Annotated in this window: 17 protein-coding genes; 11 read left to right on the top strand and 6 right to left on the bottom strand. The window is 32.5% G+C overall.

The features are described from left to right. Nucleotides 1-62: 62 nt before the first annotated feature. The 3 genes from FLAPXU55_RS20995 to FLAPXU55_RS20985 all read right to left on the bottom strand — a co-directional run bounded on the left by FLAPXU55_RS20995 (nucleotide 63) and on the right by FLAPXU55_RS20985 (nucleotide 4,167). Complete coding sequence (locus tag FLAPXU55_RS20995; protein WP_235992122.1) at nucleotides 63-644, bottom strand: hypothetical protein; 582 nt, start codon at nucleotides 642-644, stop codon at nucleotides 63-65. Beyond that, a complete protein-coding gene (locus tag FLAPXU55_RS20990) occupies nucleotides 645-2,735 on the bottom strand; it encodes a TonB-dependent receptor family protein (protein ID WP_180861089.1) in 2,091 nt (696 codons plus the stop codon). Nucleotides 2,736-2,895: 160 nt separating this feature from the next. Beyond that, nucleotides 2,896-4,167 carry a PQQ-dependent sugar dehydrogenase gene (locus FLAPXU55_RS20985; RefSeq protein ID WP_180861087.1) on the bottom strand — a complete coding sequence of 424 codons (1,272 nt, stop codon included), beginning with the start codon at nucleotides 4,165-4,167 and terminating at the stop codon, nucleotides 2,896-2,898. A gap of 185 nt (nucleotides 4,168-4,352) precedes the next feature. Here FLAPXU55_RS20985 and hpt point away from each other — a divergent pair, with 185 nt between their 5' ends. The 4 genes from hpt to obgE all read left to right on the top strand — a co-directional run bounded on the left by hpt (nucleotide 4,353) and on the right by obgE (nucleotide 8,171). After that, complete coding sequence (gene hpt, locus FLAPXU55_RS20980) at nucleotides 4,353-4,883, top strand: hypoxanthine phosphoribosyltransferase (RefSeq protein WP_180861085.1); 531 nt, start codon at nucleotides 4,353-4,355, stop codon at nucleotides 4,881-4,883. A gap of 76 nt (nucleotides 4,884-4,959) precedes the next feature. Continuing rightward, the gene (locus FLAPXU55_RS20975) at nucleotides 4,960-5,532 is read left to right on the top strand and encodes an adenylate kinase (protein ID WP_053470808.1); all 573 of its coding nucleotides are present in this window, start codon (nucleotides 4,960-4,962) and stop codon (nucleotides 5,530-5,532) included. Nucleotides 5,533-5,747: 215 nt separating this feature from the next. Continuing rightward, nucleotides 5,748-7,022, top strand: a complete 1,275-nt coding sequence (locus FLAPXU55_RS20970) for a hemolysin family protein (protein ID WP_082356381.1) — start codon at nucleotides 5,748-5,750, stop codon at nucleotides 7,020-7,022. 147 nt (nucleotides 7,023-7,169) lie between these two features. Continuing rightward, the gene (obgE, locus tag FLAPXU55_RS20965; RefSeq protein ID WP_180861082.1) at nucleotides 7,170-8,171 is read left to right on the top strand and encodes a GTPase ObgE; all 1,002 of its coding nucleotides are present in this window, start codon (nucleotides 7,170-7,172) and stop codon (nucleotides 8,169-8,171) included. A gap of 118 nt (nucleotides 8,172-8,289) precedes the next feature. On the opposite strand, the gene FLAPXU55_RS20960 is transcribed toward obgE, so the two are convergent. Then, a complete protein-coding gene (locus tag FLAPXU55_RS20960; RefSeq protein ID WP_180861080.1) occupies nucleotides 8,290-8,820 on the bottom strand; it encodes an outer membrane beta-barrel protein in 531 nt (176 codons plus the stop codon). Nucleotides 8,821-9,132: 312 nt separating this feature from the next. On the opposite strand from FLAPXU55_RS20960, the gene FLAPXU55_RS20955 reads away from it, so the two are divergent. Beyond that, on the top strand, nucleotides 9,133-11,277 hold the full coding sequence (locus FLAPXU55_RS20955) for a S46 family peptidase (protein ID WP_180861078.1): 2,145 nt from the start codon (nucleotides 9,133-9,135) through the stop codon (nucleotides 11,275-11,277). Between the two features lie 218 nt (nucleotides 11,278-11,495). Here FLAPXU55_RS20955 and FLAPXU55_RS20950 read toward each other — a convergent pair whose 3' ends face one another. After that, nucleotides 11,496-17,969 (bottom strand): alpha-2-macroglobulin family protein, encoded by a 6,474-nt coding sequence (locus FLAPXU55_RS20950; RefSeq protein ID WP_180861077.1) that lies wholly within the window; start codon nucleotides 17,967-17,969, stop codon nucleotides 11,496-11,498. 206 nt (nucleotides 17,970-18,175) lie between these two features. Between FLAPXU55_RS20950 and FLAPXU55_RS20945 the strand changes: the two genes are divergently transcribed. From FLAPXU55_RS20945 to FLAPXU55_RS20930, 4 genes are all read left to right on the top strand, one after another. Continuing rightward, complete coding sequence (locus FLAPXU55_RS20945) at nucleotides 18,176-19,531, top strand: UDP-N-acetylmuramate--L-alanine ligase (RefSeq protein ID WP_180861076.1); 1,356 nt, start codon at nucleotides 18,176-18,178, stop codon at nucleotides 19,529-19,531. 176 nt (nucleotides 19,532-19,707) lie between these two features. Next, on the top strand, nucleotides 19,708-20,397 hold the full coding sequence (radC, locus tag FLAPXU55_RS20940; protein WP_053470815.1) for a RadC family protein: 690 nt from the start codon (nucleotides 19,708-19,710) through the stop codon (nucleotides 20,395-20,397). 3 nt (nucleotides 20,398-20,400) lie between these two features. After that, on the top strand, nucleotides 20,401-21,087 hold the full coding sequence (locus FLAPXU55_RS20935) for a YjjG family noncanonical pyrimidine nucleotidase (protein ID WP_180861075.1): 687 nt from the start codon (nucleotides 20,401-20,403) through the stop codon (nucleotides 21,085-21,087). Nucleotides 21,088-21,089: 2 nt separating this feature from the next. Then, on the top strand, nucleotides 21,090-21,839 hold the full coding sequence (locus FLAPXU55_RS20930; RefSeq protein WP_180861073.1) for a hypothetical protein: 750 nt from the start codon (nucleotides 21,090-21,092) through the stop codon (nucleotides 21,837-21,839). A 13-nt stretch (nucleotides 21,840-21,852) separates the two neighbouring features. Here the strand turns inward: FLAPXU55_RS20930 and FLAPXU55_RS20925 are convergent, their stop codons facing one another. Then, nucleotides 21,853-23,130, bottom strand: a complete 1,278-nt coding sequence (locus FLAPXU55_RS20925) for a replication-associated recombination protein A (RefSeq protein WP_053470818.1) — start codon at nucleotides 23,128-23,130, stop codon at nucleotides 21,853-21,855. 162 nt (nucleotides 23,131-23,292) lie between these two features. On the opposite strand from FLAPXU55_RS20925, the gene FLAPXU55_RS20920 reads away from it, so the two are divergent. Next, a complete protein-coding gene (locus tag FLAPXU55_RS20920) occupies nucleotides 23,293-24,066 on the top strand; it encodes a rhomboid family intramembrane serine protease (RefSeq protein WP_180861071.1) in 774 nt (257 codons plus the stop codon). A 61-nt stretch (nucleotides 24,067-24,127) separates the two neighbouring features. Continuing rightward, nucleotides 24,128-24,634, top strand: a complete 507-nt coding sequence (locus FLAPXU55_RS20915) for a hypothetical protein (protein WP_180861069.1) — start codon at nucleotides 24,128-24,130, stop codon at nucleotides 24,632-24,634. Nucleotides 24,635-24,636: the final 2 nt, after the last annotated feature.

Below are 24,636 nucleotides of genomic sequence, written 5' to 3'. Positions count from 1 at the left end.
AAATTCGTGTAATTAGTGGCAAACAAAAAATCATTTTAATCCTTTAAATCTGTGGCAAAAAACTATTCAATTTTCTTCAAAACCTCTCGTGCAACTGCTTTGTAAGCTGCGGAATGATCTCCGTAATCTTTATTTAAAATCACCTGAAGTTCAGGATGAATCCAATTGTAATAATTTCCCAGAACGTATAAAGTTCTTATAGAATAGGCTTTTGTAGCTACTTTTACATCATTTATAAGCCAATCGAAACTGGCTTCAATACAATCCTGAAGATTTTCTTCAGATAATGAAATACTGTTTTCGTCTTTTTTAAAATGGGATTTTACTAAAAGTTGTACCACTTTTGCAATTGGTCTGAGCGAACTTTCATCTTTCAGAACTTTCAAATTAGAACAGAAAAAATCAACGTGAGGTTGAAGCCAGATTAATTCTTCATACGATACAAATTCAAGGATCCAGCAGGCTTTATGATTGTTTTTATTTTCGGGTGAAAAGCAAATAGAAACTAATTCTTCAAATAAAGAGGGGTTTTCGAGAATGTCTTGCGCACACTTTAACCGGTTTTCCCGATAGGCACTTACATAATCCAGTTTTTCTTGTAATACAGAAAGCATTTTTTTAGGTTTGGGGGTGATTTCAAGCATCTAAAATAAATAATTTAATGAGATAGTTCCGTAATAATTTACAGGAAGTCCGGGATAATAATAGCGCGGCGCCGCGTTTCCAACCGCAACGGCATTTGGCAGTATCAGAGAAGCATATTTTGTATTTGTAACATTATTTACTCCAACAGCAAAATGTGAGGTTAAGCCTTGCAGAATCTCAAATCGATAACCTGTTTTTAAATTGATAAGATTATAAGAATCAGAAAAAGCGGTATTGGCATCATTCATTGGGATTTCATCTACGAATTGATAATCGGCATTGAAATAAATTCCAAGATTGGTGTTTAAAGTAATTCCGGCGTTGGCTTTGTTTGCCGCAACTCCGGTTAATTTATTTCCGGAATAATCGTTTCCGTTATCAACGAATTCTTTAAACTCATAATTTCCTAAAGATCCGGCTAAATAAGAATTCAGGGAAAAGAATCGATTGATTGGCCAATTGTGATTTAAAGTAATTTCGATTCCTTCATGAAATGTTTTTCCGGCATTTAAGCCTACATATTGATCATCACCAACTCTTTTGGCGACCAATAAATCTTTAATTTCCATTCGGTAAACTGCAATTTCGGTGTAAAGTTTTTTATTGAAGAAATAGAATTTTCCGCCCACTTCAAAATTATAACCGTTTTCAGGTTTTATATTCGTATTGATTGTGCCTTCGCTTGTAAGAGTTTCTTCTGTTGCGGGCAATGAAAATCCTCGGCTAACCGAAAAGTAAACTGTCTGCTGCAAATTCGGTTTAAATAATAAGGATAATTGCGGCGAAAAAATACCGTCATAACTATATTCCTGATTCGGGTTTTCAGAATAATTGTCAAGACTGAATTTGGTTTTATTGTAATTTAAACCTGCCTGAATTTCAAATTGATCTGAAAGTAAAGTTCGTAATTGAGAAAAGATATTATAGAAATTTCTTTTTTGTCCCGTTTCGGTAAGTTGATCGCCTTGTAAACTTCCCAAACCATTATTTTGCTGATACAGATTTTCGAAAGTATTACCTTTATAAGTATCCGTAAAATATTCAATTCCGGTAATGAAGTTATTTTCTATTTTTCCAATTTTAAAGTTTCCAGAGAATTGCGTTCTTGCGCCCATTGCAAAAGTATATTGACGTAAAACATCAAAAGGTCTTGGTTCATTGCTGTCTTTATAATTGATAAAAACCGAAGTTGAATTCTTTAGATTTCCATTAATTGAAAAATCATAAGCTAATCCGCCCAAAGTCGATTTGTATTCTTTATAACCTTTTGAAGCAACCCAGGTTGGTGCACCAGATTCCGGATTATTTTCAAAAGCGTTTTTATTTATCGAACTCGGTATAAAAGCTTTTAAATAAGTATAATTTGAAAAGTAAGTCAGTTTGCTGTTTTTCTTTCGAAATAATTCTCCCGCAAGCGTAATTCCTTCCCGTTTGTATGCGCTGTTTTCTCGCCAGCCATCGGTTTTTAAATTGTGATAACTAATGTTTAAACTTCCGTTTTTTTCGTCTAAACCAAAATTCACACTGTTTTTCAATAATCCAAAAGAACCAAAAACAGAACTTATTCCGGTACTTTCATTTACGTTTTTAGAAAGCTGAGGTGAAATTAAAATCGCACCGCCTAAACCAGCACCGTAAACACTCGAAAGCGGACCTTTTATAATTTCAATTTGGTTGAGGTTTTCGAGGTCAATATCGTCAATTACGGTTTCGCTGTTTCCGGAAGTCAGCGGAATACTGCCATAAAAAGCCCTGATTTTATTGGTGCCGTAAGTGGTTCGCGCACCAATTCCGCGAATCGAAATTCGGGTTGTGGTAAAATTAGACGATTGCATAAAAACACCAGGAATTGTATTGATTACCGTTGTAATATCGGTGGTATTATTTTGCAGTAAATCTTTTTTAGAGAGAACACCAATCGAAGCCGGAGTGTTTAATAAATTGTTATCAATATGAAGTGGACTGATTACAACTTCTTTCAGCTTTTCGGTTTTTAAAGAATCAATTTTTTTGCCTTCTTTTTTCTGCGCTTCAATGTTTTGGAAAACAAAAATCACAAAAAGAAAAAGACAATATTTTTTTAAGGTCATAAATGATTTGAATTAAGACGTAGTTTTTAAAACACATAGAAACATAGGATTCATGGAGGCAAAAAAGGTGTTTCGCTTTTAATAAAATATAAAATCTATGTTTCTATATGTTTAAATTATCTGTACAAAATTGGAATTTGGTATTTAATAAATTGGAATTTTATTTAGCTGTAACCTTCCAAATCGTATTTCCACTGTCATCATTCACTAAAAGCGATCCGTCGTTCATAACCGTAACTGCAACCGGACGTCCGTAAACTTCGGCTTTATTTTCATCCGAAACAAAACCAGTTAAAAAATCTTCCGGTTTTCCTGAAGGTTTTCCATCTTTAAAAGGAACAAACAGCACTTTATAACCTGAAATTTTAGAGCGGTTCCATGAACCATGCTGCCCAACAAAAGCGCCATTTTTATATTTTGCCGGGAATGCATCTTTAGTATAAAAAGCCAATCCTAACGATGCTGTATGCGCACCAACGGCAACATCTGGAACAATTGCTTTTTCGACCAAATCTTTTCTTTCGCCTTTCATTCTCGGATCAGGAATACTTCCAAAATAAGAATAAGGCCATCCATAAAAACCATCTTTTTTTACACTCGTAATATAATCAGGAACTAAATCATCGCCCAAATCATCACGTTCATTTACAGCTGTCCAAAGCTCTTTATTAACAGGATTCCAATCCATTCCAACAGGATTTCTAAGACCCGAAGCGTAAATTTTTTCGCCGGTTCCATCAGGATTAATTTCTAGAATTCCGGCACGGCGCACTTCTTTGTCAACGCCATGTTCGGCATTATTACTTCCTGAACCTACAGAAACATAAATTTTGCTTCCGTCAGGACTGCCTAATAAATTTCGGGTCCAGTGATTGTTGTAACCTCCGGCAGGAAGTTCAAGAATTTTTTCGCCTTTTGTTTCTAATTTTAAAGGATTATTTTTATATGGATAACGATATAATCCGTCGGTATTTGCAATGTAGAAAAAGTCCTTTAAAACCAACATTCCAAAAGGTTTATTTAAATCTTTAATGAAAACTTCACGAGTTTCAAATTTTCCATCTTTGTCTTTATCACGCAAAACCGTGATTTGATTTTTACTGGCGCGTGTTCCGCTTTCAACAACAAAAATATCACTGTTTGGCGCAATGTAAGTCCAGCGAGGGTTTTCAAAACCGTCGGCAAATTTCGTAACCGTAAATCCTTCAGGAGCTTTTGGCGTAACACCGTTTGGCCATCCAATAACTTTGCTGTTATTCGTTTTAGATTCAGTAGCATATGGCGGCGGAAGCGTAATGTCACCAACAGCAGTTTTTACAACATTTCCCGGTTGTTTTGCCAGTGCTTCTTTTTCTTCTTTTTTAACTTGTCCGTTACAGGAAGTCATTAAAATTAATAAGGATATAGAAAATAGTGGTAAGTAATTCTTCATTGGAATTTGGAGTTAAATGATTATTCAACAACAATTTAGTAAATTAAAAAGTAGCTGCAAGAACGATTTTGTAATTATTAACTGATATTTAACATTCGTAAAAAAGTCATCTTTCGATTCTATTTTCATGTGGGCAGATTGGTTGTAATTCTGTATCTTTGTCCATTATTTTAAATTTAAAAATAATGATACAACTTCACGATAAACAATTTGTTCCGTTTATTTCGGCTAAGGAAATTGATTTTGCTTTAACCAAATTAGTTGCACAAGTAGAAGATGATTTTGGAGATGATACTCCAATTTTTATTGGAGTTTTGAATGGTGCCTTTATGGTGGCTGCCGATTTCCTGAAAAAATATAAAAGTCCTTGCGAGGTTTCATTTATCAAAATGGCTTCTTATGAAGGAACTGAAACAACAAATTCAGTTAAAGAACTGATTGGAATCAATCAGGATTTGTCTGGAAGAAGCGTTGTTATTATCGAAGATATTATCGATACAGGAAATACGCTTGAAGAATTAAAACATTTATTTAAAGCACAAAATGTAAAACACTTTAAAGTGGCTACTTTGTTCTTTAAACCAGAAGCTTATAAAAAAGACATTAAGATAGATTATATCGGAATCAGAATCCCGAATAAATTTATTGTTGGCTACGGATTAGACTATGATGGTTTAGGCAGAAACCTGACTGAAGTATATAAGTTAGCAGAATAATATTAAACAAAACACAACTATATATTCATTTTAAACTTCTTCAAAAAAATAAGAAGTCACACAACTCAAACGTACTATGATTAACATTGTTTTATTTGGAAAGCCTGGAGCAGGAAAAGGAACTCAGGCAGAATTTTTAAAAGAAAAATACAATTTAACACACCTTTCTACAGGAGATATTTTCCGTTTTAATTTAAAAAATGATACTGAACTAGGTAAAAAAGCAAGAGTTTTTATGGATAACGGAGAACTAGTTCCGTGCGAAGTAACAACAGCAATGTTAATTGACGAAGTAAATAAACACCCGGAAAGCGCAGGATTTTTGTTCGACGGATATCCAAGAACTTTAGATCAGGCTGAGGCATTAGATAAATTTTTACCAACAATTGGTTCAAGTGTAACTGCAACAATTGCATTAGAGGCTGATGACGAAATTTTAGTAGCGCGTTTACTTGAAAGAGGGAAAACAAGCGGAAGACCAGATGATCAGGACGAAGAAAAAATTCGTGTAAGATATCAGGAATACAACGAAAAAACAGCTCCATTAATTGGGTATTATAAAGAGCAGAATAAGTTTCACGCCGTAAACGGAATTGGAACTATCGAAGAAATTACAGAGCGCTTAACGTCAGTTATAGATAATTTGTAGAAGCTAATCCAGCTGTACGTGAAGTCCCGATAGCTATCGGGACGCTAAAAAAACTATTTTTCCAAACCATAAAACGAGCTTCCGCTGGTCGCTGTTTTCTGGCAGGAAAAATTAGTTTTTTTAGCTCCGGGCTCTTCACTTCCATCTGGGCTAAAAAAGAACAATAAGAATTTATACAAAACAACGAACCAAACAAATAACGAATCTACTAAACATTGGAAATACTAATAATATTTTTTCTAATACTATTAAACGGAGTTTTCTCAATGTCTGAAATTGCATTGATTTCAGCACGAAAAAATAGACTGGAAACAGCAGCAAAAAAAGGGAACAAAAGTGCTAAAACAGCGCTTGATCTGGCGAATTCTCCAAACAAATTTTTATCAACGGTACAAATCGGAATTACCTTAATTGGAATTTTGACAGGTATTTATTCTGGTGATAAAATCACATTAGATGTAGAAACATTTGTGAGTGGTTTTGAAGTTTTAAAGCCATATGCACATTCGGTTGCGGTGGGGATTGTGGTTGTAGTTTTGACGTTCTTCTCTTTGGTTTTAGGAGAATTACTTCCAAAACGTATCGGATTAAACTATCCGGAATCGATCGCCAAAATGGTTGCTATGCCAATGAAGGTTATTTCGATTATCACGGCGCCATTTATTTGGTTACTAACTTCTTCAACAGATTTTTTATTGAATGTTTTGCAGATAAAACCAACTGCTGACGGAAAAGTAACGGAGGAAGAAATTAAAGCCATCATTAAGGAAGGAACAGAAGTAGGAGAAGTTCAGGAAATTGAACAAGATATTGTGGAGCGTGTTTTCCATATTGGAGACCGAAAAGTAAGTTCGTTAATGACGCACCGAAAATCAGTTGATATGCTGCCGCTTAATGCTGATAAAACAAAAATAAAAGAATTAGTTGTTCAGGATTTGCATACCGTTTATCCGGTTTACAATGAAAACTACGATGACATTGTTGGGGTTGTAACGCTGAAAAATATATTTGCCAATATCGAGAACGATAATTTTGATTTTGCTGCTATAATTTCTGATGCGCCTTATTTAATGGAGCAGACAACGGCTTATAAAGCGTTAGAAAATTTCAAAAAAACAGGTGTTCATTACGCTTTGGTTTCTGATGAATATGGTGTTTTTCAAGGTTTAATTACTTTGAATGATATTCTGGAAGCTTTAGTTGGAGATGCATCTGAATTTTATAAAGATGAATTCCAGCTTATAGAAAGAGAAGATGGATCATGGCTGGTTGACGGGCATTATTCATTGCACGATTTCTTAACGTATTTCGAATTAGATGAACTAACAAACGATTACGAAGTAAACACCGTAAGCGGAATGATTATGACCGAACTTTCACATATTCCAAAAGAAGGTGAAAAACTAATTTGGCAAAAATTCATCTTAGAAGTTGTCGATATGGACGGCGTAAAGATTGATAAAGTACTTGTAAAAGCGCTTAAAGAGTAGAGGAAATAAAATAGTTTTCAGTCGCAGTTTTCAGTCGCAGTTTGTGCTGAAAATCTAGACTGAGACTGAAAAGTAAATAAAATAGAGTTTAGATATAGAATTTAGAGCAATCTAAAATCTAAAATCTAAGATCTGAAATTCAGAAAAATGACAGAAGGAAATTTTGTAGATTACGTTAAGATATATGTTTCGTCCGGAAAAGGAGGAAAAGGATCTACGCATTTACATAGAGAGAAATTTATTGAAAAAGGCGGCCCTGACGGTGGTGATGGCGGTCGAGGCGGGCATGTATATTTAGTGGGAAATAAAGGACTCTGGACATTATTTCATTTAAAGTTTGCGCGTCATATTAAAGCCGGTCACGGTGGAGACGGTGGAGGAGACCGAAGCACGGGAGCAGATGGAGATGATAAATTTATTGAAGTACCTCTGGGAACTGTTGTAAAAGACAAGGAAACCGGAGAAGTACTTTTTGAAATTACAGAAGATGGTGAAAAAAGAATTCTTGCAAAAGGAGGAAAGGGAGGTTTAGGAAACTGGCATTTTAGAAGTTCGACAAACCAAACACCGCGTTATGCGCAGCCAGGTTTACCAGGTTTAGAAATGGACGTTATTCTGGAACTTAAAGTTCTGGCAGATGTTGGATTGGTTGGTTTTCCTAATGCAGGAAAATCTACTTTATTGTCTGTGTTAACTTCAGCAAAACCAAAAATTGCCGATTATCCTTTTACAACTTTAAAACCAAACTTGGGAATTGTAGCTTACAGAGATTATCAATCTTTTGTAATTGCAGATATTCCAGGAATTATTGAAGGTGCTGCAGAGGGAAAAGGTTTAGGACATTATTTCCTTCGCCATATTGAGCGTAATTCGACTTTGCTATTTTTAGTTCCGGTCGATACGCCGGATATTAAAGCAGAATATGATATTTTGGTAAATGAATTAACAAAGTATAATCCTGAAATGCTGGACAAAGAACGTCTTTTAGTTATTTCAAAATGTGATATGCTGGATGACGAACTTAAAGCTGAATTGAAAGCAGAATTAGACGTTTCGTTTAAAGATATTCCGTATATGTTTATTTCATCTGTTGCACAGCAAGGTTTAACAGATTTGAAGGATAAACTTTGGAAAATGCTTAACGATTAAAATCGTCTTATTATAAAATATAAAAACCCGACAACTTTCATTGTCGGGTTTTTTACTTTTTGCGCGAAAAAACAAAAAGTATAAAGGATTTCACTTTCTAACTTAAATCCTAATGTAATTATAGTCCAAAGTTTTTAGAGATTCCAAAGTTTACACTTTGCCCAAAATTAAAACCAAAACGCTGTTCTCTGGCAATTCCTTTTCCGCTAAGATTGTCGTAACCAATACCTCCAATATTGAAATTTAAACCAAATCCGTTTTTCATATTGATAAATAAGGCAGGCGTTAAACTAGCATATACACCTTTAGTTTTATCAATACTTCTTTCCTGATATCCAACTCCTAAATCAGTGTAGAAAGAAAATAAATCAGAAAGAGGCACTGAGTAACGAGTAAATGCACCAACTCTGTATGCTTCTTCTCTTTTAGATCCAGATTCTTTGTAGTTCAGGACTGAACCTTCAACTCCTAAAGTCCATTTGTCTGTAAATTGGTAACCTACTTTTGGAGAAAATTCAAAGTTTTCATATTTGTCATCTCCAATTTTTTCTGATCCAAATCCAACATTTCCACCAAGTAGGATAGATCCTTTTTGCGCACTCATCATAGTTGTCACTAATAGTACAACTGCTACTAATAATTTTTTCATTTTCGTTTTTTTTAATTGAAAGGCAAATTAAAGGAATAATTATTTGTAAGAAATGGATTAAATTAAATATTTTTAATTGAAGGTTAATTTTTACAATTTTTATTAAGATTTAAAATCATGATTTCATTAAATCTAGAATTTTATAAGTTTAATTAACTATTATCTTTTTATATTCTAATAATTTTTCTTTTTCATCAAATTATGAATTTCGCAAAATCATCTTCATATTTATTTATAATGTTTTGTTTTTAGATGGAATGTTTATTTTTTTTGCGAAAATGAGTTATATTCGCAGTACTTAAACAAAATAACATGAAAAAAATAGTTTTATTCTTGACCATGTGCCTTATGGCTTTTCCTGTAAGAGCTGATGAGGGAATGTGGTTCTTGATGTTTATCGAAAGATTGAATCATAGAGATATGGAAAAAATGGGCTTGCAATTAACAGCCGAAGAAATTTACAGTATTAACCATCATAGTTTAAAAGATGCTATCGTGCAGTTTAATGGTGGATGTACTGCTGAAATCGTTTCTAAAAGCGGATTGGTTTTAACAAACCACCATTGCGGATATAATGCGATTGCAGAACTTTCTACTGCAGAACAAAACTATTTGAAAGATGGTTTTTGGGCAAAAGAAAAAAGTGCCGAAATGAAACCAAAATCTTTATACGTTCGTTTCTTTGTTCGTATGGACGATGTTTCAAAAAGAATTTTATCAAAAGTAAATGATACTATGACCGAAACTGAAAGAAACAAAATCATTCAGCAAGAGATTAGTTTAATTGAAAAAGAAAATAGTGAAAACGGAAAGTATACAGTTTCTGTTCGTCCTTTCTTTCAAGGAAATGAATATTACTATTTCGTTTACCAGGATTACACAGATGTTCGTTTAGTGGGAACACCTCCGGAAAGTGTAGGTAAATTTGGAGGAGATACTGATAACTGGGAGTGGCCTCGTCAAACTGGGGATTTCTCTATGTTTAGAGTGTATGCTGATAAAGACGGAAATCCTGCAGCTTACTCAAAAGATAATGTGCCTTTACAGCCAAAACATTATTTACCTGTAAGTATTAAAGGTGTAAAAGAAAATGATTTTGCCATGATTCTAGGTTACCCTGGAAGAACAAATCGCTGGATGCCGGCAGGCGGAATTGAGCAAAATATAAAATATGCTTATCCTGCATGGGTTGAAGGTGCCAAAACCGGAATGGATGTAATGAAAAAGTATATGGATACAGATGCAACAGTTCGTTTGAAATATGCATCTAAATATGCTTCGACAGCAAATTACTGGAAAAACCGTCAGGGTATGATCGATGCTTTAACAAAAGCAGGTACGGTAGATGCAAAATCAGAGCAGGAAGATAAATTTTATGAGTGGGCAAGCAAACCTGCTAATAAAGATAAATATGAAAATGTAATTCCTACTATTAACGATTATTATAGAGAAACAAACTTAAAAGCACGTCACGATAATTATTTAACGCAGCTTTTACGTACTTCTGCTTATGCGACAGGTCCAGCAAATTTAGGAAATGAGCTGATTGCTTATTATAAAGAAAATGAAGCAAAAAGAGCAGAGATGTTACCTAAGATCAATACAATGATAGACAACATTTATGGTAATTTTTATGCTCCGCTTGAAAAAGATGTATTAACAGCGCAATTAAATTTATATGCTTCTAAAGCTGCTGAATACGGACTTGCTCCAGAAATCGCTAAAATGAAAACTACTAATAATGGTGACTTTACTGCTGATGTGGCAAAAGCAACTGAAATTAGTTATTTTACAACTAAGGAAAAAGTATTAGCATTTATGGCTGATCCAAAACCTTTGGCAATTGTACACGATCCTTTGTATATTATCTCAAATGATTTACTAACAAAATATCGTGCTAAAACAGATGACCAGGCAAAAGCTGATGATGGTTTTGCAACGGCTTACCGTGAACTTGTTGAAGGTTTAAGAGAATCGAAATTAAACGCAATTAAATATCCTGATGCAAACTCTACTTTGAGATTAACTTACGGAAAAGTTCGTGCTTTACCTGCAGATCCTCGTAACGATGCTGCAATCAATAATTATACTACTATGGAAAGCATGGTGAAAAAGTATAAAGCAGGAGATCAGGAATTTGATTTACCAAAACGTTTGTTAGAATTAAACAAAGCAAAAGATTTTGGTCAATATGCAGATAAAGCGGGTTACATGCCAGTAAACTTTTTAACGGATAATGATATTACTGGAGGAAACTCAGGTTCACCAGTTTTAAACGGAAAAGGAGAATTAATTGGAATTGCTTTTGATGGAAACATCGAGGCGATGGCCGGAGACGTAATTTTTGATCCTAAATTGCAAAGAACTATTAACGTTGATATTCGTTATGTACTTTGGATTATTGACAAATACGCTGGAGCTAAAAATATTATTGACGAGTTGACGATTACAAAATAATCTCAATTTCAGGATAAAAGTAAACCCGACAGATTTAAAATCTGTCGGGTTTTTTGTTTTTAAATGTGCTCACTTAACAGAAAGTAATTATGAAATTTATTGTCACCCTGAGCGAAGTCGAAGGCTTACATGTCGGGAAGGGCTTCGACTTCGCTCAGCCTGACAAAAGGATAAATTATATACTTTTGTTGGAATTTGGAATTTATTTTTTCGAATTTTTATTGAACTTTTACTCGAATTCCTTTTGTATGACTTGCAAACTCCGGAGCATACATACTTTGGATTGTTGTAATTCCGTTTGAGAATTCGCCGCTGTTATTTACTCGAATATCATATTCTAAAACATAAGTTCCTTTATTGATTTCATCAAAAAAGAAATGTGTTGCAGCATCTTTTGTACTTATATAATATTCTATATTATCTGAGTCTTTATATTCTGAAAGTACATTTACAGGTTCAAAACAAGAAGCTCGCATATCTTTTAAATGAACATATTCTGTATCTTCTTTTGAAGTAATAATTAAACGTACCGTAACCAAATCTCCGGTTTTTAAAGAATTTTTTGCTGTAATTCTTTCTAATTCATCTCCTTTCAAAGTGCTTTTCTTTAAATATAATTCTTTTGAAACAGATAAAACGGCTCCCGAATTATTTTTAATCTTATCTAAATCTTCAAAATACTGCCAGTAAATACCGCCAAACCCCGGAACTTTTGATTTATTTTGAATGCTGACAGAAGCCATTTCTTTCTTTACTTCATCAGCTTTCCAGTTTAATTTGATATAACCTGTTTCGGCTTCTTTTTTATTTTCTGCCAGCTTTTTGGTTATAATTTTTTCGTCACCCAATTTTATAATTGTGTTGTCTTTTACAGAAAGCCAATCTGTACCTTGCAATAATAAAGCATAAATAGCTTCGGTTGTAGATTTTGTTGTTGGCCAGTTTTTGGTTTGTTTGTTTTTTAACAACCAGACTTTCATCGCATCTACAGATTTGGTGTCTTGCGTAACTTCGGCGAAAGCCTCAATCAATAAAGCCTGAGTTTCAATTGGCGCCTGATACCAATACCAGCCAGATTTGTTGGCAATCCAGTACATTCCCCAATCTTCATTATTTGAAGAAGTTTCTTTTAGACTTTCGATAATTTTTTTAGCAGTTTCTTTTTCTCCAAATTTATTCAAAGTTAAAGCCGCCAGTCCTTTTTCATAAAGTGAATAATCAAGCCATTCTTTTTTTGCAGTCTCTAAATACAATTTAGTAACCTTTTTTAAAGTGTCAGAAATAGGATATTTTTCTAAATAAAAACTTCTGGTATATAAATAATGAAGATCAGAATACGGATTAATCCAGATTAGTTTATCGGTTGTTTTTAAATTTTTGGTCCTGAATCTGTGGTAGTTTAAAAACTTATTGTCTAAAAACGGAATTCCTATTTTGGCGATTTCATCGATTTTTGCAATATCATTTTTACTCAATTTTGCTAAATGACCTAAACCTGCCAGAATATGTCTTGTGATATATTCGCTTTCATAACCGCCGTCAAACCAAGAGAAACCCCCAGATGATTTTTGCTTTTGTTTTAATTTATCGAATGCAGTTTCCTGAGAAGTTTTCATTTTCTCTAAATCAAATAAAAGAGCAATATTCTTTTTCTTTTCATCTTCATTTTGAGCATCATTCAGCCAAGGTGTTTCGGCCAAAATAATTGATTTCAATTCTTCGTTTTCTTCTAATTTAGAAATTGGTTTTCCATTTTTTCTCCAATCTTCAAATACAGTCGCAATTTTTGGATTACTGGAGATTATTTCTGATGCTAAAGCGTTGGCATAAAAACGTGCAAAGGTTTGTTCTGCACATTCATGTTCGTATTCCATTAAATATGGTAAAGATTGAATGGCAATCCAGGTTGGGTTTGAAGTATATTCAAACGTAAACTGATGATTTCTTAATGTTGTAGAATTATTGTTTTTTAAATTTTCGAATGTGTATTCTTTAGTCGAATTCTCACGAACCCAAACTGGAATACTTTCTGTAACGAGCATATTGTTTGTCAAAACAGGAATGATGTTTTCTTCTCCATCTGAAAAATTACCGGATTTAGCCAAAATTTTATACTGAACACCCTGTAAACCTTCCGGAATTGTAACTGTCCAGTTTGCCGTTGTGTTTCCATAAGCAGGAATAGTGAAATTTCGAATATTATTTGTGTTTAGCAATTTTGCGTCGATTGGCTGCATTGTCACGGCGTCAAAAAATTGTAAAGAAGCAATTCCGGTTTTCGCTTCAGCGGTAACATTAGCGATTTTGGTACTAATAACAATTGTATCTTTTTCTCTAAGAAAACGTGGAAAGTTTGGTAAAACCATTAAATCTTTTTGTGTAATAACACTTTTCTCTAAATAACCGGAAACAGCATTTTTATTATGAGCTAAAAGACGAAGTTTCCAAGCGGTCAATGCTTCTGGAGAAGTAAAGTTAAAACTCACTTTTCCATTAGAATCTGTTTTTAAATTCGGAAAAAAGAAAGCAGTTTCAGAAAGATTTTTTCTGGCTTTTACTTGCGTTAAGGCTTCTAATGCACTTTTAGTTGTAATAATTATAACTCCATGTGCTGCTCTGCTTCCATAAAGAGCGGTTCCTTTTTCATCTTTTAAAACATCAATTGATAAAATCTCATTTTGATTTAAATTTTTGATATCGCTTACTATTTGCCCATCAACTACATATAAAGGATTGGCTCCTTTAATTGTCGATGCTCCTCTAATTTGTACACCTTGTACCGTTCCGGCCAATTGTTGTGAAAATCCAGTGAAATCATAAACAGCATTATCTTCTGAAAGAACTATTTGGGAGATTGAACCTGTTATTGACTTCTTTTTTTGCGTGCCATAACCAACTATAACAACTTCTTCTAAGTGATTTGATTCTGCTGTTAATTCTAAATTGATGGTTTTGTCTTTATAAACAATTGCAGATTGATTTTTATAACCAATATAGGCGAAAACAAGTTCTTCATTTTCTTTTGCTTCAATTTCATAATATCCGTCAAAATCAGTACTTGTGCTTCTTTGTGTACCTTTAATAGTTATGCTCACACCAGGAAGAGGTAATTGATCCCGATCAGTTACAATACCAGAAATCAATTTAGCATCTAATGGTTTTTTTATTTTTTTTGTTAACTGTCTTTGATATTCTCTTTGTAAATAAATTACATCATTGCTGGTGCGGGCAAAATCAAATCCAAACCAGATTAGTTTTGTACTTTCATTTTTTAGTTCAATACGCTTAGACGGAGTATTTAAATTAAGGATTGTAGTATATGTTTTTTCGTTACCTAAAAGTGCTTTGTAACTGTGTCCAATATTGTATTGATCAAGATTTAAGCTTGGCCAATTTTTTGTGGTAAATTGATCTAACGAGCTGTCATACATTGACGCCAAAACTTCAGATTCTTTTTTTGCAGCTGTTCCGGTTAATTTAAAAGACCAGTTTTCGTTACTTCCGGGTTGTATTTTAGATCTAAATGTTTCTACATCAAATTTAAATTCTGGTTTTTCTCTTTTTAAAATAACAAAAACATTATTGTCAAATTTTTGATTTTCGTATATACTTGTGAAATCAATTATTACCCCATTTTGAAATTCTTTTTTTATCGGGATCTTAACTAACGCTTCATGATCTTGAAGGTGATATATTTCTTCTGAATACAATTTGTTTTCATAACTGGCTGTCCCAGTAATATATAATTCTGGAAGAACAGAAGTTAGTTTTATTAAAACAAAACCGTCTTTTAAGGCATCTTGATTTATTTGTGTTACATTAAATAAACGACTTGTGTCAAATTTATCGCTGCTTTGAAAAAGCCTGAAATTTGAATTGTTTTCTATTAAATTTCCAAAACTATCTTTTGCAGAAAAGACAATTTTATAGTCACCGGATTTATAATTTGAAATGAAATCTAAAGCAAGAGTTTTGTCTTTTTGTGTATCTATATTTTTGGAATACAATAAGATTTCGGTTGTTTTTTCTTTTGAATTTTGATTGTTTTCGTATGGGAATAATTTTTCAAAATCAGAATTTGAAATAGATTCTATTTCAGGATTAGGAAATACTCTGCCCTTAAATTTTGTAGAGAATGGGTTGAGATAGTAAATTTTTATTTCTCCTTTAATTGGCATAAATTCTCCATTGAGATTAGTGCTTAAAAGTTTAATCTCATTTTTATTTTTAGTGTAGATTTCATTAGGAATTACAGCATTTAATTCTAAGTCATGGTAACCAACTTTTATAGAAGTGCCAGCATCATGAGTTTCTCCGTTGATATCAGTAACAGAAGCTTTTATTTCATAATTAAAAACAGGCAATAGTTCTTTCTTAGAGTTTTTAGCAGGAAGAGCTGTAAAATCAATTGAAAATTTTCCTGAGGCATCAGTTTTAGTTTCTTCAACGGCTAATACTTCATTTTCAACTTCCTGATTATAGAAATGTCTTAAATAAGTCGTATGTCGGGTAACGGTATAAGTTACTTTTGCATCAGAAATGTTACTTCCTGCAAAAGCTTTTGCAGTTCCTTTTACTTTAACTAGTTGATTAAGCTGAAAACTTTCTTTTTTAGGTTCAAAAGTTACCTCAAATTTTGGACGTTTGTATTCTTCAACCTGAAAATCGATTTGGGAAGTTTCAAAATCTACATTATCCCAAAATGGATGCTCATCTTTTGTTTTATCATAAACTTTATCATTTTCATAGTCAGTAGGTTCATCGGCAGTAATTAAAAAACTACCTGTCAGGCCAGATTTTGGAAGAACAAATTCGCCCGAAAAAGAACCAAACTCATTTGTTATAACATCAAATTCTTTGATTTCAGTATTATTAGGATCTTCAACAATAACTTGAAATGTTGTAAAGGGAACTACAGCCGATTTGTTTTTAGTTTTTTGTGTCGCAATTCCTTTATAGTAAACGGTTTGTTCCGGACGGTAAATTGCACGGTCTAAATAAAATTCTACTTTCCCTTTAAAATTATTCTGATCCTCATTTTTATCGCTGTATAGATTATTGTAAGCAAGATATTTGTTTTCAATGTAAAGAGTATCTTTTGGTGTGTAAACAGTAATAGGTTGATAAGTATACTGGTTAATTTTCTTTTCAAAAACCGCAATTCCGTTTTTATTTGTTAAAACGTTAATTGACTGAGATTTGATGTTTACATTTTCTAATGGTTTTCCGGTTTTTCGATCCAGAATCTGATAAATTTCCGCTGTATCATTTTGAGTTCCTAAAATTATAAAGTCAGAAACTGTAATAGTTTCAAAGGCATAAGCTTTCCTGTCATTTGAATCAGCCTCACTTTCAAAATATACTAAATAAGAACCTGTCTCTAGTTGTGGCAGCAAAACTTCTGTTGAATATTCAAAATAATCTTTTTTGTTGGTTAAGATGTAAGATTGTGAAATTGCAGGTTTTGTTTTTTGAATGATTGTATCTCTAATACCGTCTGTTGTGATATAAGATTTTGTGAGATTAATAAGCTGTGCTTGTGAAATTTTGAAAAAGGAAATTTTAAGTTTTTCGATATTTTTATATTGAACAAAAGCGCGCGTATTTTCGTTGTTATAAATATATTTTTGAAGCTGCACATTTAAATTTTTATATAAAATGTTTTCCTTTTGCTGCATGGCAAGTTTATAAGCGTTTGATCTGTTGTTAATTTGTAAAATGCTGTCTAAAATTGCAATTGCTTTTATATTATAATCAGGGTATGCTTTTTTTGAGGCTTTTTGAGATAAAAAAGAGGCTCTTTCTAACTGAATGTTTTGTATTAAAAGCACATTATCAGTTTTGTTTTGAAGAGCAGCTAAAGCCTGAATGTAATCTTCATCTGCGTCCAAAATATTTTTTTTGAGAAACTGAATTCTTCCCCAAATATTTTCGGCAGTCGAATTGTTAATTTCTTGTCTTTGATAAAGTTTTAAAGTAATTTTAAGATTTTCGTTTGAAACAGAATCAAAGTTTAATTTTATAAAATCATTTGAATCTCCTAAAAGATCTTTTTTAGAAGATAAAAAATCACTTTTTTGAATTTCCCACGTACGAATTTTTTGCGATTGAAGGTATATGTTTTCTGATATTACATGATTTAATAAATTAAGAGTTTTAAATTTCCCAATGGCTGGATAGTCAAAAATAGCTTCGTACTTAGTCAGGGAAGTGTTTTTTAAAACAGTCTCGTTTTCCATAGAATTTTTTAAAGCGAGATCAATTTGAGCATTGAAATTTTTTGCAGTCCAGGTCAGGAAATCATTATCCAGCTCTTCGGTATTTGTTCTTTTTTCAATTTGATATTTATTTCGGGCGAAATAATCGGTTAAACATTTTGCGTAGACCAAATTCAAAATTGCTTTTGATGGAATAGAAACTCGGTTGATATCGGTTTTAAGATTATTTAAAATTTTGGTTTGTGCATTTTCATCCACAACCTGTAGATATTTAGATTGATAGAAAAAGCATTTTATCATTTGGACCTCGTCTTTTTGACTTATTGCTTTTTTGTAAATTTTAGAAACAATTTCGTTTGCCGATTTTACTTTGCCTTCATTTTCAAGGGCAATAACTTTGTCCCATCTTTTATCATTTTGCTGTGCAAAAATTGTGGTAGAAATCAATAATAAAATAAATAGTATATTTTTCATAAAGTGCTTTTTATCTATAGAGGGCAGTTTCTCGATAAAGGTTGGGAAAGGTTTAAAAATATTTTTCGTACAAAGTACTAATTTATCTATAAAAGGAAATAACACATTTTATATTTCCTTATTTTTGAAAAATAATTATTGGAGTTTTATTAGTTATTGGCTTTTTCGATTAACCAATTAAACAGTTTAACGATTAAACATTTTAAATGAAAACACATTTCATCGCTATAGGCGGAAGCGCTATGCACAACTTAGCATTAGCATTGCATAATAAAGGATATCAGGTTACAGGAAGCGATGATGCTATTTTTGAGCCTTCAAAATCAAGATTAGAGAAAAAAGGAATTCTTCCTGTTGAACTGGGCTGGTTTCCTGAAAAAATCACTGCCGATATTGATGCCATAATTCTAGGAATGCATGCAAAAGCTGATAATCCGGAATTGTTGAAAGCGCAGGAATTGGGACTTAAAATTTATTCTTATCCAGAATTTTTATACGAACAATCTAAAAATAAAACTCGTGTTGTAATTGGCGGTTCGCACGGAAAAACTACTATTACTTCTATGATTTTGCACGTTATGCATTATCATAACATTGAAGTTGATTATATGGTTGGTGCACAATTAGAAGGTTTTGATACGATGGTGCATCTTACTGAAGAAAATGATTTTATGGTTTTAGAAGGAGATGAATATTTATCGTCGCCAATAGATCGTCGTCCGAAGTTTCATTTATACCAGCCCAATATTGCTTTGATTTCAGGAATTGCATGGGATCATATCAATGTGTTTCCGACGTATGAAAATTATGTAGAGCAATTTGAAATTTTTATTTCGAAAATTACAAATGGAGGAATTTTAGTTTATAATGAAAATGACCCGGAAGTAAAACGTGTTTCTGAGGCTGCAACAAATCCTATTCGTAAATTAGCTTACCACACTCCAGAATATTCGGTTAGCGATGGTGTAACTTTATTGAAAACGCCAGAAGGCGATATGCCAATTGAAGTTTTTGGAGCGCATAATTTAAATAATCTTGCCGGAGCAAAATGGATCTGCCAAAATATGGGAGTTGATGAAGCTGATTTTTATGAGGCAATTGCCAGTTTTAAAGGAGCTTCTAAACGTTTAGAAAAAATTGCCGAAGGAAAAGGAAAAGTTGCCTACAAAGATTTTGCACATTCGCCAAGTAAGGTTGCGGCAACAACTAAAGCTGTAAAAGAGCAATATCCAAATAGAACTTTGGTAGCTTGTTTAGAATTGCATACGTACAGCAGTTTAAATGCCGAATTTTTGAAAGAATATGAAGGTGCATTAGAATATGCTGATGTTGCAGTTGTTTTTTATTCTCCAGATGCTGTAAAAATCAAACAGTTAGAAGAAGTAACATATGAACAAATAGCAACTTCATTTAACAGAGAAGATTTAATCATCTATACAAATCCAGCTGAATTTAAAGAATACTTATTCAACTTAAATCTTGACAATTCTGCACTTTTATTAATGAGTTCAGGAAATTATGGAGGTTTGAATTTTGATGAAGTAAAACAATTGATTAATTAGGAAAATTAGTCAATTTAAAGAATTAGAAAATGTGCCAATTGCAAAAAGCGATTGGCACATTTTTATTATTATTCGAAATCTGAATTTTATTTACGAGAGATTTTTCTTATTTTTTAATATATTCGCTGTGGAGATTAAGAAAAGAGTTTCCTTTAAATAATTAAATTTTACTTTAGATGGAAACTACAAATTTTCCCATTAAAAATTGGTCAGAAGATGACAAACCAAGGGAAAAATTAATGCTTAAAGGCAAAGATGCTTTAAGCGATGCTGAGTTAATGGCTATTTTAATCGGTTCTGGAAGTCGCAATGAATCGGCAGTCGCCTTAAGTCAACGAATTTTGGCCAGTGCTGGAAATTTAAATTCTTTAGGAAAAGTATCTATTTCTCAATTAATGCAATTTAAAGGCATTGGCGAAGCAAAGGCAATTACCATTATTGCTGCTTTAGAATTAGGACGTAGAAGAAGGGCAGAGGATATAGTACAATTGGACAAAATTATTTCAAGTAAAAATGCTTTCGAAATTATGCAACCAATAATAGGTGAACTATCACATGAAGAATTTTGGGTACTTTTTCTGAATAATTCTAATAAGGTTATTTCTAAATCACAATTAAGTAAAGGAGGAATTGCAGGAACGATTGTAGATATACGTTTGGTTTTTAAATTAGCATTAGAAAATGGTGCTACAGGTTTGATTTTGTGTCATAATCATCCTTCTGGGAATTTGAATCCAAGTGATGCAGACAAACAAATTACAAAGAAAATAAAAACAGCAGGAGAGATCCTAGATGTTAAAATTTTAGATCATTTGATTATTACTGAAACAAAATATTATAGTTTTGTAGATGAAGGAATTTTTTAATCTATGAATACCAACATTACAGACATTTTTTTTGATTTAGATCATACGCTTTGGGATTTTGATAAAAATTCAGAAATGGCATTTGATCGCATTTTTAAAAATAATTTCGGAGAGATAAAAATTGAAGATTTTATTAAAAAATATGTTCCCATAAATCAGGAATGCTGGAGGTTGTATCAAAATGATGAGATTACGCATCAGGAATTACGTTATAACCGATTAAAATATTCTTTTGATGCGTTAAATTATTCTATTTCTGATGAAAATATAGATCAGATTGCTAATGATTATATTGAGTTTTTGACCGATAATAATCATCTTTTTGATGGAGCAATTGAAGTTTTAGAATATCTTAAACCTAAATATAAGCTGCATATTATAACAAATGGTTTTGCACACGTTCAAACCAAAAAAATTAATAATGCTTCGCTTGGCGGATATTTCAGTACCATTACAAATTCTGAATTAGCCGGAGTTAAAAAACCAAATAGTATTATCTTTGATTATGCTGTCAATTTGGCTCAGGCTTCAAAAGAAAACAGTATTATGATTGGAGACGATTTTGATGCAGATGTTAATGGCGCTTTAAACGCTGGGATGGATGCTATTTTCTTTAACATCAGAAATATTGATGTTCCTAAAAATTTAAAACAAATTAATCATTTACTAGAACTAAAAAAATACCTATAATTATGAAAATAAAAGTTTTACTGGCTTTGCTATTTTGTTCGGCTATTGGATTTTCGCAATCTGTTAACGATTATAAAGCCGTTATAATTCCTCTTAAATATGATTTCATCAAAACAGATAATCAATATCGATTAGCAACCTTAACTAAATCAAATTTACTTAAAGCCGGTTTTGAGGCTTATTATACTAATGAGCAAATACCTGCAGGAATTGATAGATGTGAGCTTTTGTATATTGATGTTAAAAGAGACAATGCTTTTTTAGTAACAAAACTTTTTATTCAATTTAAAGACTGCTACGGAAAAGTAATTTATACTTCTGAAACTGGAAAGAGCAGGGAGAAAGACTACGAAGTAGCGTATAAAGAAAGTCTTGAAGGTGCATTTGTATCTGTTATTGGACTGCACTATAAATATAATGGAAAAACTGCTTCTTCAACTTCTTCTAATGTAACGCAAGCTGTGGCTCCAGTTGCTGCAGCAATAGTTAGCAGTGCTCCAGTTGAAGAGAAACCTGTAGTTAATCTTTCAGATCCCAATTTATTGTATGCACAGCCAACAGAAAATGGATTTCAGTTAATTGATAAAACACCAAAAGTGGTAATGAAATTATTGAAAACTTCGCATGCAGATTCTTTTATTGCCATTAAAGATGGAATTCAGGGATCTTTAAACGCAAAAGACAATCAATGGTATTTTGAGTATTATCAAAATGATAAATTGATTTCAGAAAAAGTTTCTGTAAAATTCTAAAATATAATATGGTTTAATAACCATATTTATCTTTCCAACGGTTCTTTAAAAATTCGCGGTTGCTGTTCTCTCTAGAGTTGCTTCCAGGATTGTAAAGAACCGTTTCTTTTATGGCATCGGGTAGAAATTCCTGCTCGGCAAAATTATTTGCATAGTCATGCGAGTATTTATAGTCTTCGCCATATCCTAATTCTTTCATCAATTTTGTTGGAGCATTTCGTAAATGAATTGGAACTGGTAAATCTCCTGTTTGTTTTACTAATTGCTGTGCATTTCCAATTGCCATATAAGATGCATTGCTTTTTGGAGATGTTGCAAGATATATAGCGCATTGGCTTAATATAATTCTGCTTTCTGGATAACCAATCGTTGAAACCGCCTGAAAAGTATTATTAGCCATAATAAACGCCGTAGGATTTGCATTTCCAATATCTTCACTAGATAAAATCAACATTCTGCGGGCAATAAATTTTACATCTTCACCGCCTTCAATCATTCTTGCCAGCCAGTAAACTGCACCATTTGGATCACTTCCTCTTATGGATTTTATAAAAGCAGAAACAATATCATAATGTTGTTCACCAGTTTTGTCATATAAAACAGTATTTTGCTGAACAAGTTCAAAAACACGATCGTTGGTAATAATTACGTTATCGCTTGGAGAAGCATTAACTACAAGCTCAAAAATATTAAGCAGTTTTCTGCCATCTCCGCCAGAAAGTCGTAGTAGTGCTTCCGTTTCTTTTAAAGTGATTTTTTTAGATGCTAATTCCACGTCAATTTTCATTGCACGATGCAATAAGGCTTCTAAATCATCTTTTGTAAAAGCATTTAGTATATAGACCTGACAGCGCGATAATAATGCGGGAATAACCTCAAAACTTGGGTTTTCTGTAGTTGCACCAATAAGTGTAATCCATCCTTTTTCAACAGCAGCTAAAAGTGAATCTTGCTGTGATTTACTAAATCGGTGAATCTCATCAATAAACAAAATAGGATTTTTGGCAGTAAATAAACCGCCGCTTTGTTTTGCTTTTTCAATTACATCGCGAATATCTTTAACCCCGGAATTAATGGCGCTTAAAATATAAAAAGGACGTTTAGATTCCTGCGCAATAATTTGTGCTAAAGTTGTTTTGCCTGTTCCGGGCGGTCCCCAAAAAATAAGTGAAGGAATTATTCCTTTTGAAATTTGCTGCGTCAACGAACCATTTGGTCCAACCAAATGACTCTGACTAACATAATCCTCTAATTTCTGTGGGCGAATACGCTCGGCTAACGGTGCTTCCATTTTGTAAAATTACTATTTTCAAAATTAATTTTGTTACATGAGATACTATATAGCATTTCAATTTTTAAACATTTAACATATAATAGAATAGCTGACAAATTATCAGTAATTTTTATTTGGATAGTTTTTTGATGCCAGAACATCAATTAGAATCGAAACTATATGAATGATAATCAATTTAAATTTTCAACAGCAGTTGTTGGAGTTCCGGTATTTTTTGTGCTTTTTCTATGGGTTATATACTGGATTCAGATTCGATTCGATTTTGATTTTTATCAAAACGGAATTTATCCCAGAGATTTTTCCGGATTACAAGGCGTGTTGTTTAGTCCATTTATCCATGAAAATTTAGACCATCTATATAACAATTCAATTCCGCTTTTGGTTTTACTGACAGCTTTGCAGTTTTTTTATCCCAAGCAGTCATTAGGCGTTATTGGTTATGGAATTTTATTTTCGGGATTGATAACCTGGATTATTGGCCGTCCAAACTTTCATATTGGAGCCAGTGGATTAATTTATGTTCTGGTAAGTTTTATTTTTTTTAAAGGAATACAAACTAAATATTATCGTTTGGTGGCACTTTCCTTATCTGTTATTTTGCTTTATGGAGGAATGATTTGGTATGTTTTTCCAGATGTAGATGCTGCAATTTCCTGGGAAGGACATTTAGGCGGATTTATTACGGGATTTGGACTTTCTTTATATTATAAGACTTCTGAATATACAAAACCTATAATTTACGATTGGCAGAAACCAGATTTTGATCCTTCGCAGGATGCTTTTATGAAGCATTTTGATGAAGATGGAAATTTCGTAAATACTGAAATTCCTGAAGAAGAAATTGAAAATCCTGATGCGTATTTTAATTCAAATGTTATTGTAAATTATATTGTAACCAAATCAGAACCAGTTGATAAAGGTTCTGAAGAATGATTTTTATGAATTAAAATGATTAATTTTGTTAAGGAACACTTTAATTTAATTAATCCAACTCATGAAAAATACTTTTTTCTCTGTTTTAATTTTATTGATTTTTGGAAGTGCTGAATCTTTTGCTCAATGCGATGTAAAAAATAGAGTACTTGCAGACGGTTCCATGGTTTATTATTTTGATCCGGCAGCTTTTTATACTACAAAATCTAAATCTCTAAAAATAAATATTGTTACCGATAAAGAAAATTATTTTGTTGCTCTACAGCCCACACCTTTTCCGGAAAAAAAGATAGGAAAAGGAATCAAAGATGATTTAATAATACACTTAGCTGATAATAATGCATATAAATTAACGCATTATGATACACAGTATGTAAAAAATGATTCTGTTATGCAGGTTTTGTATTTAATTGACAAAAAGGATTTAACTGCGTTTTCTAAATTTGAAGCTGTTGTTGCTTCTATAAATATGAAAGGAACTGAGTTTATACGTGATTACAATTTCAAATTGCATAAAGATGAAATTGTAAAGCAGCTGGCTTGTTTTTTAAAAGAAGAAGAAAAATAAAC

The organism is Flavobacterium panici, from assembly GCF_903819335.1.
Classification (GTDB): Bacteria; Bacteroidota; Bacteroidia; order Flavobacteriales; family Flavobacteriaceae; genus Flavobacterium; species Flavobacterium panici.
The sequence above is the reverse complement of the archived record's forward strand: the minus strand, read 5'-3'. Positions and strand labels throughout refer to the sequence as shown.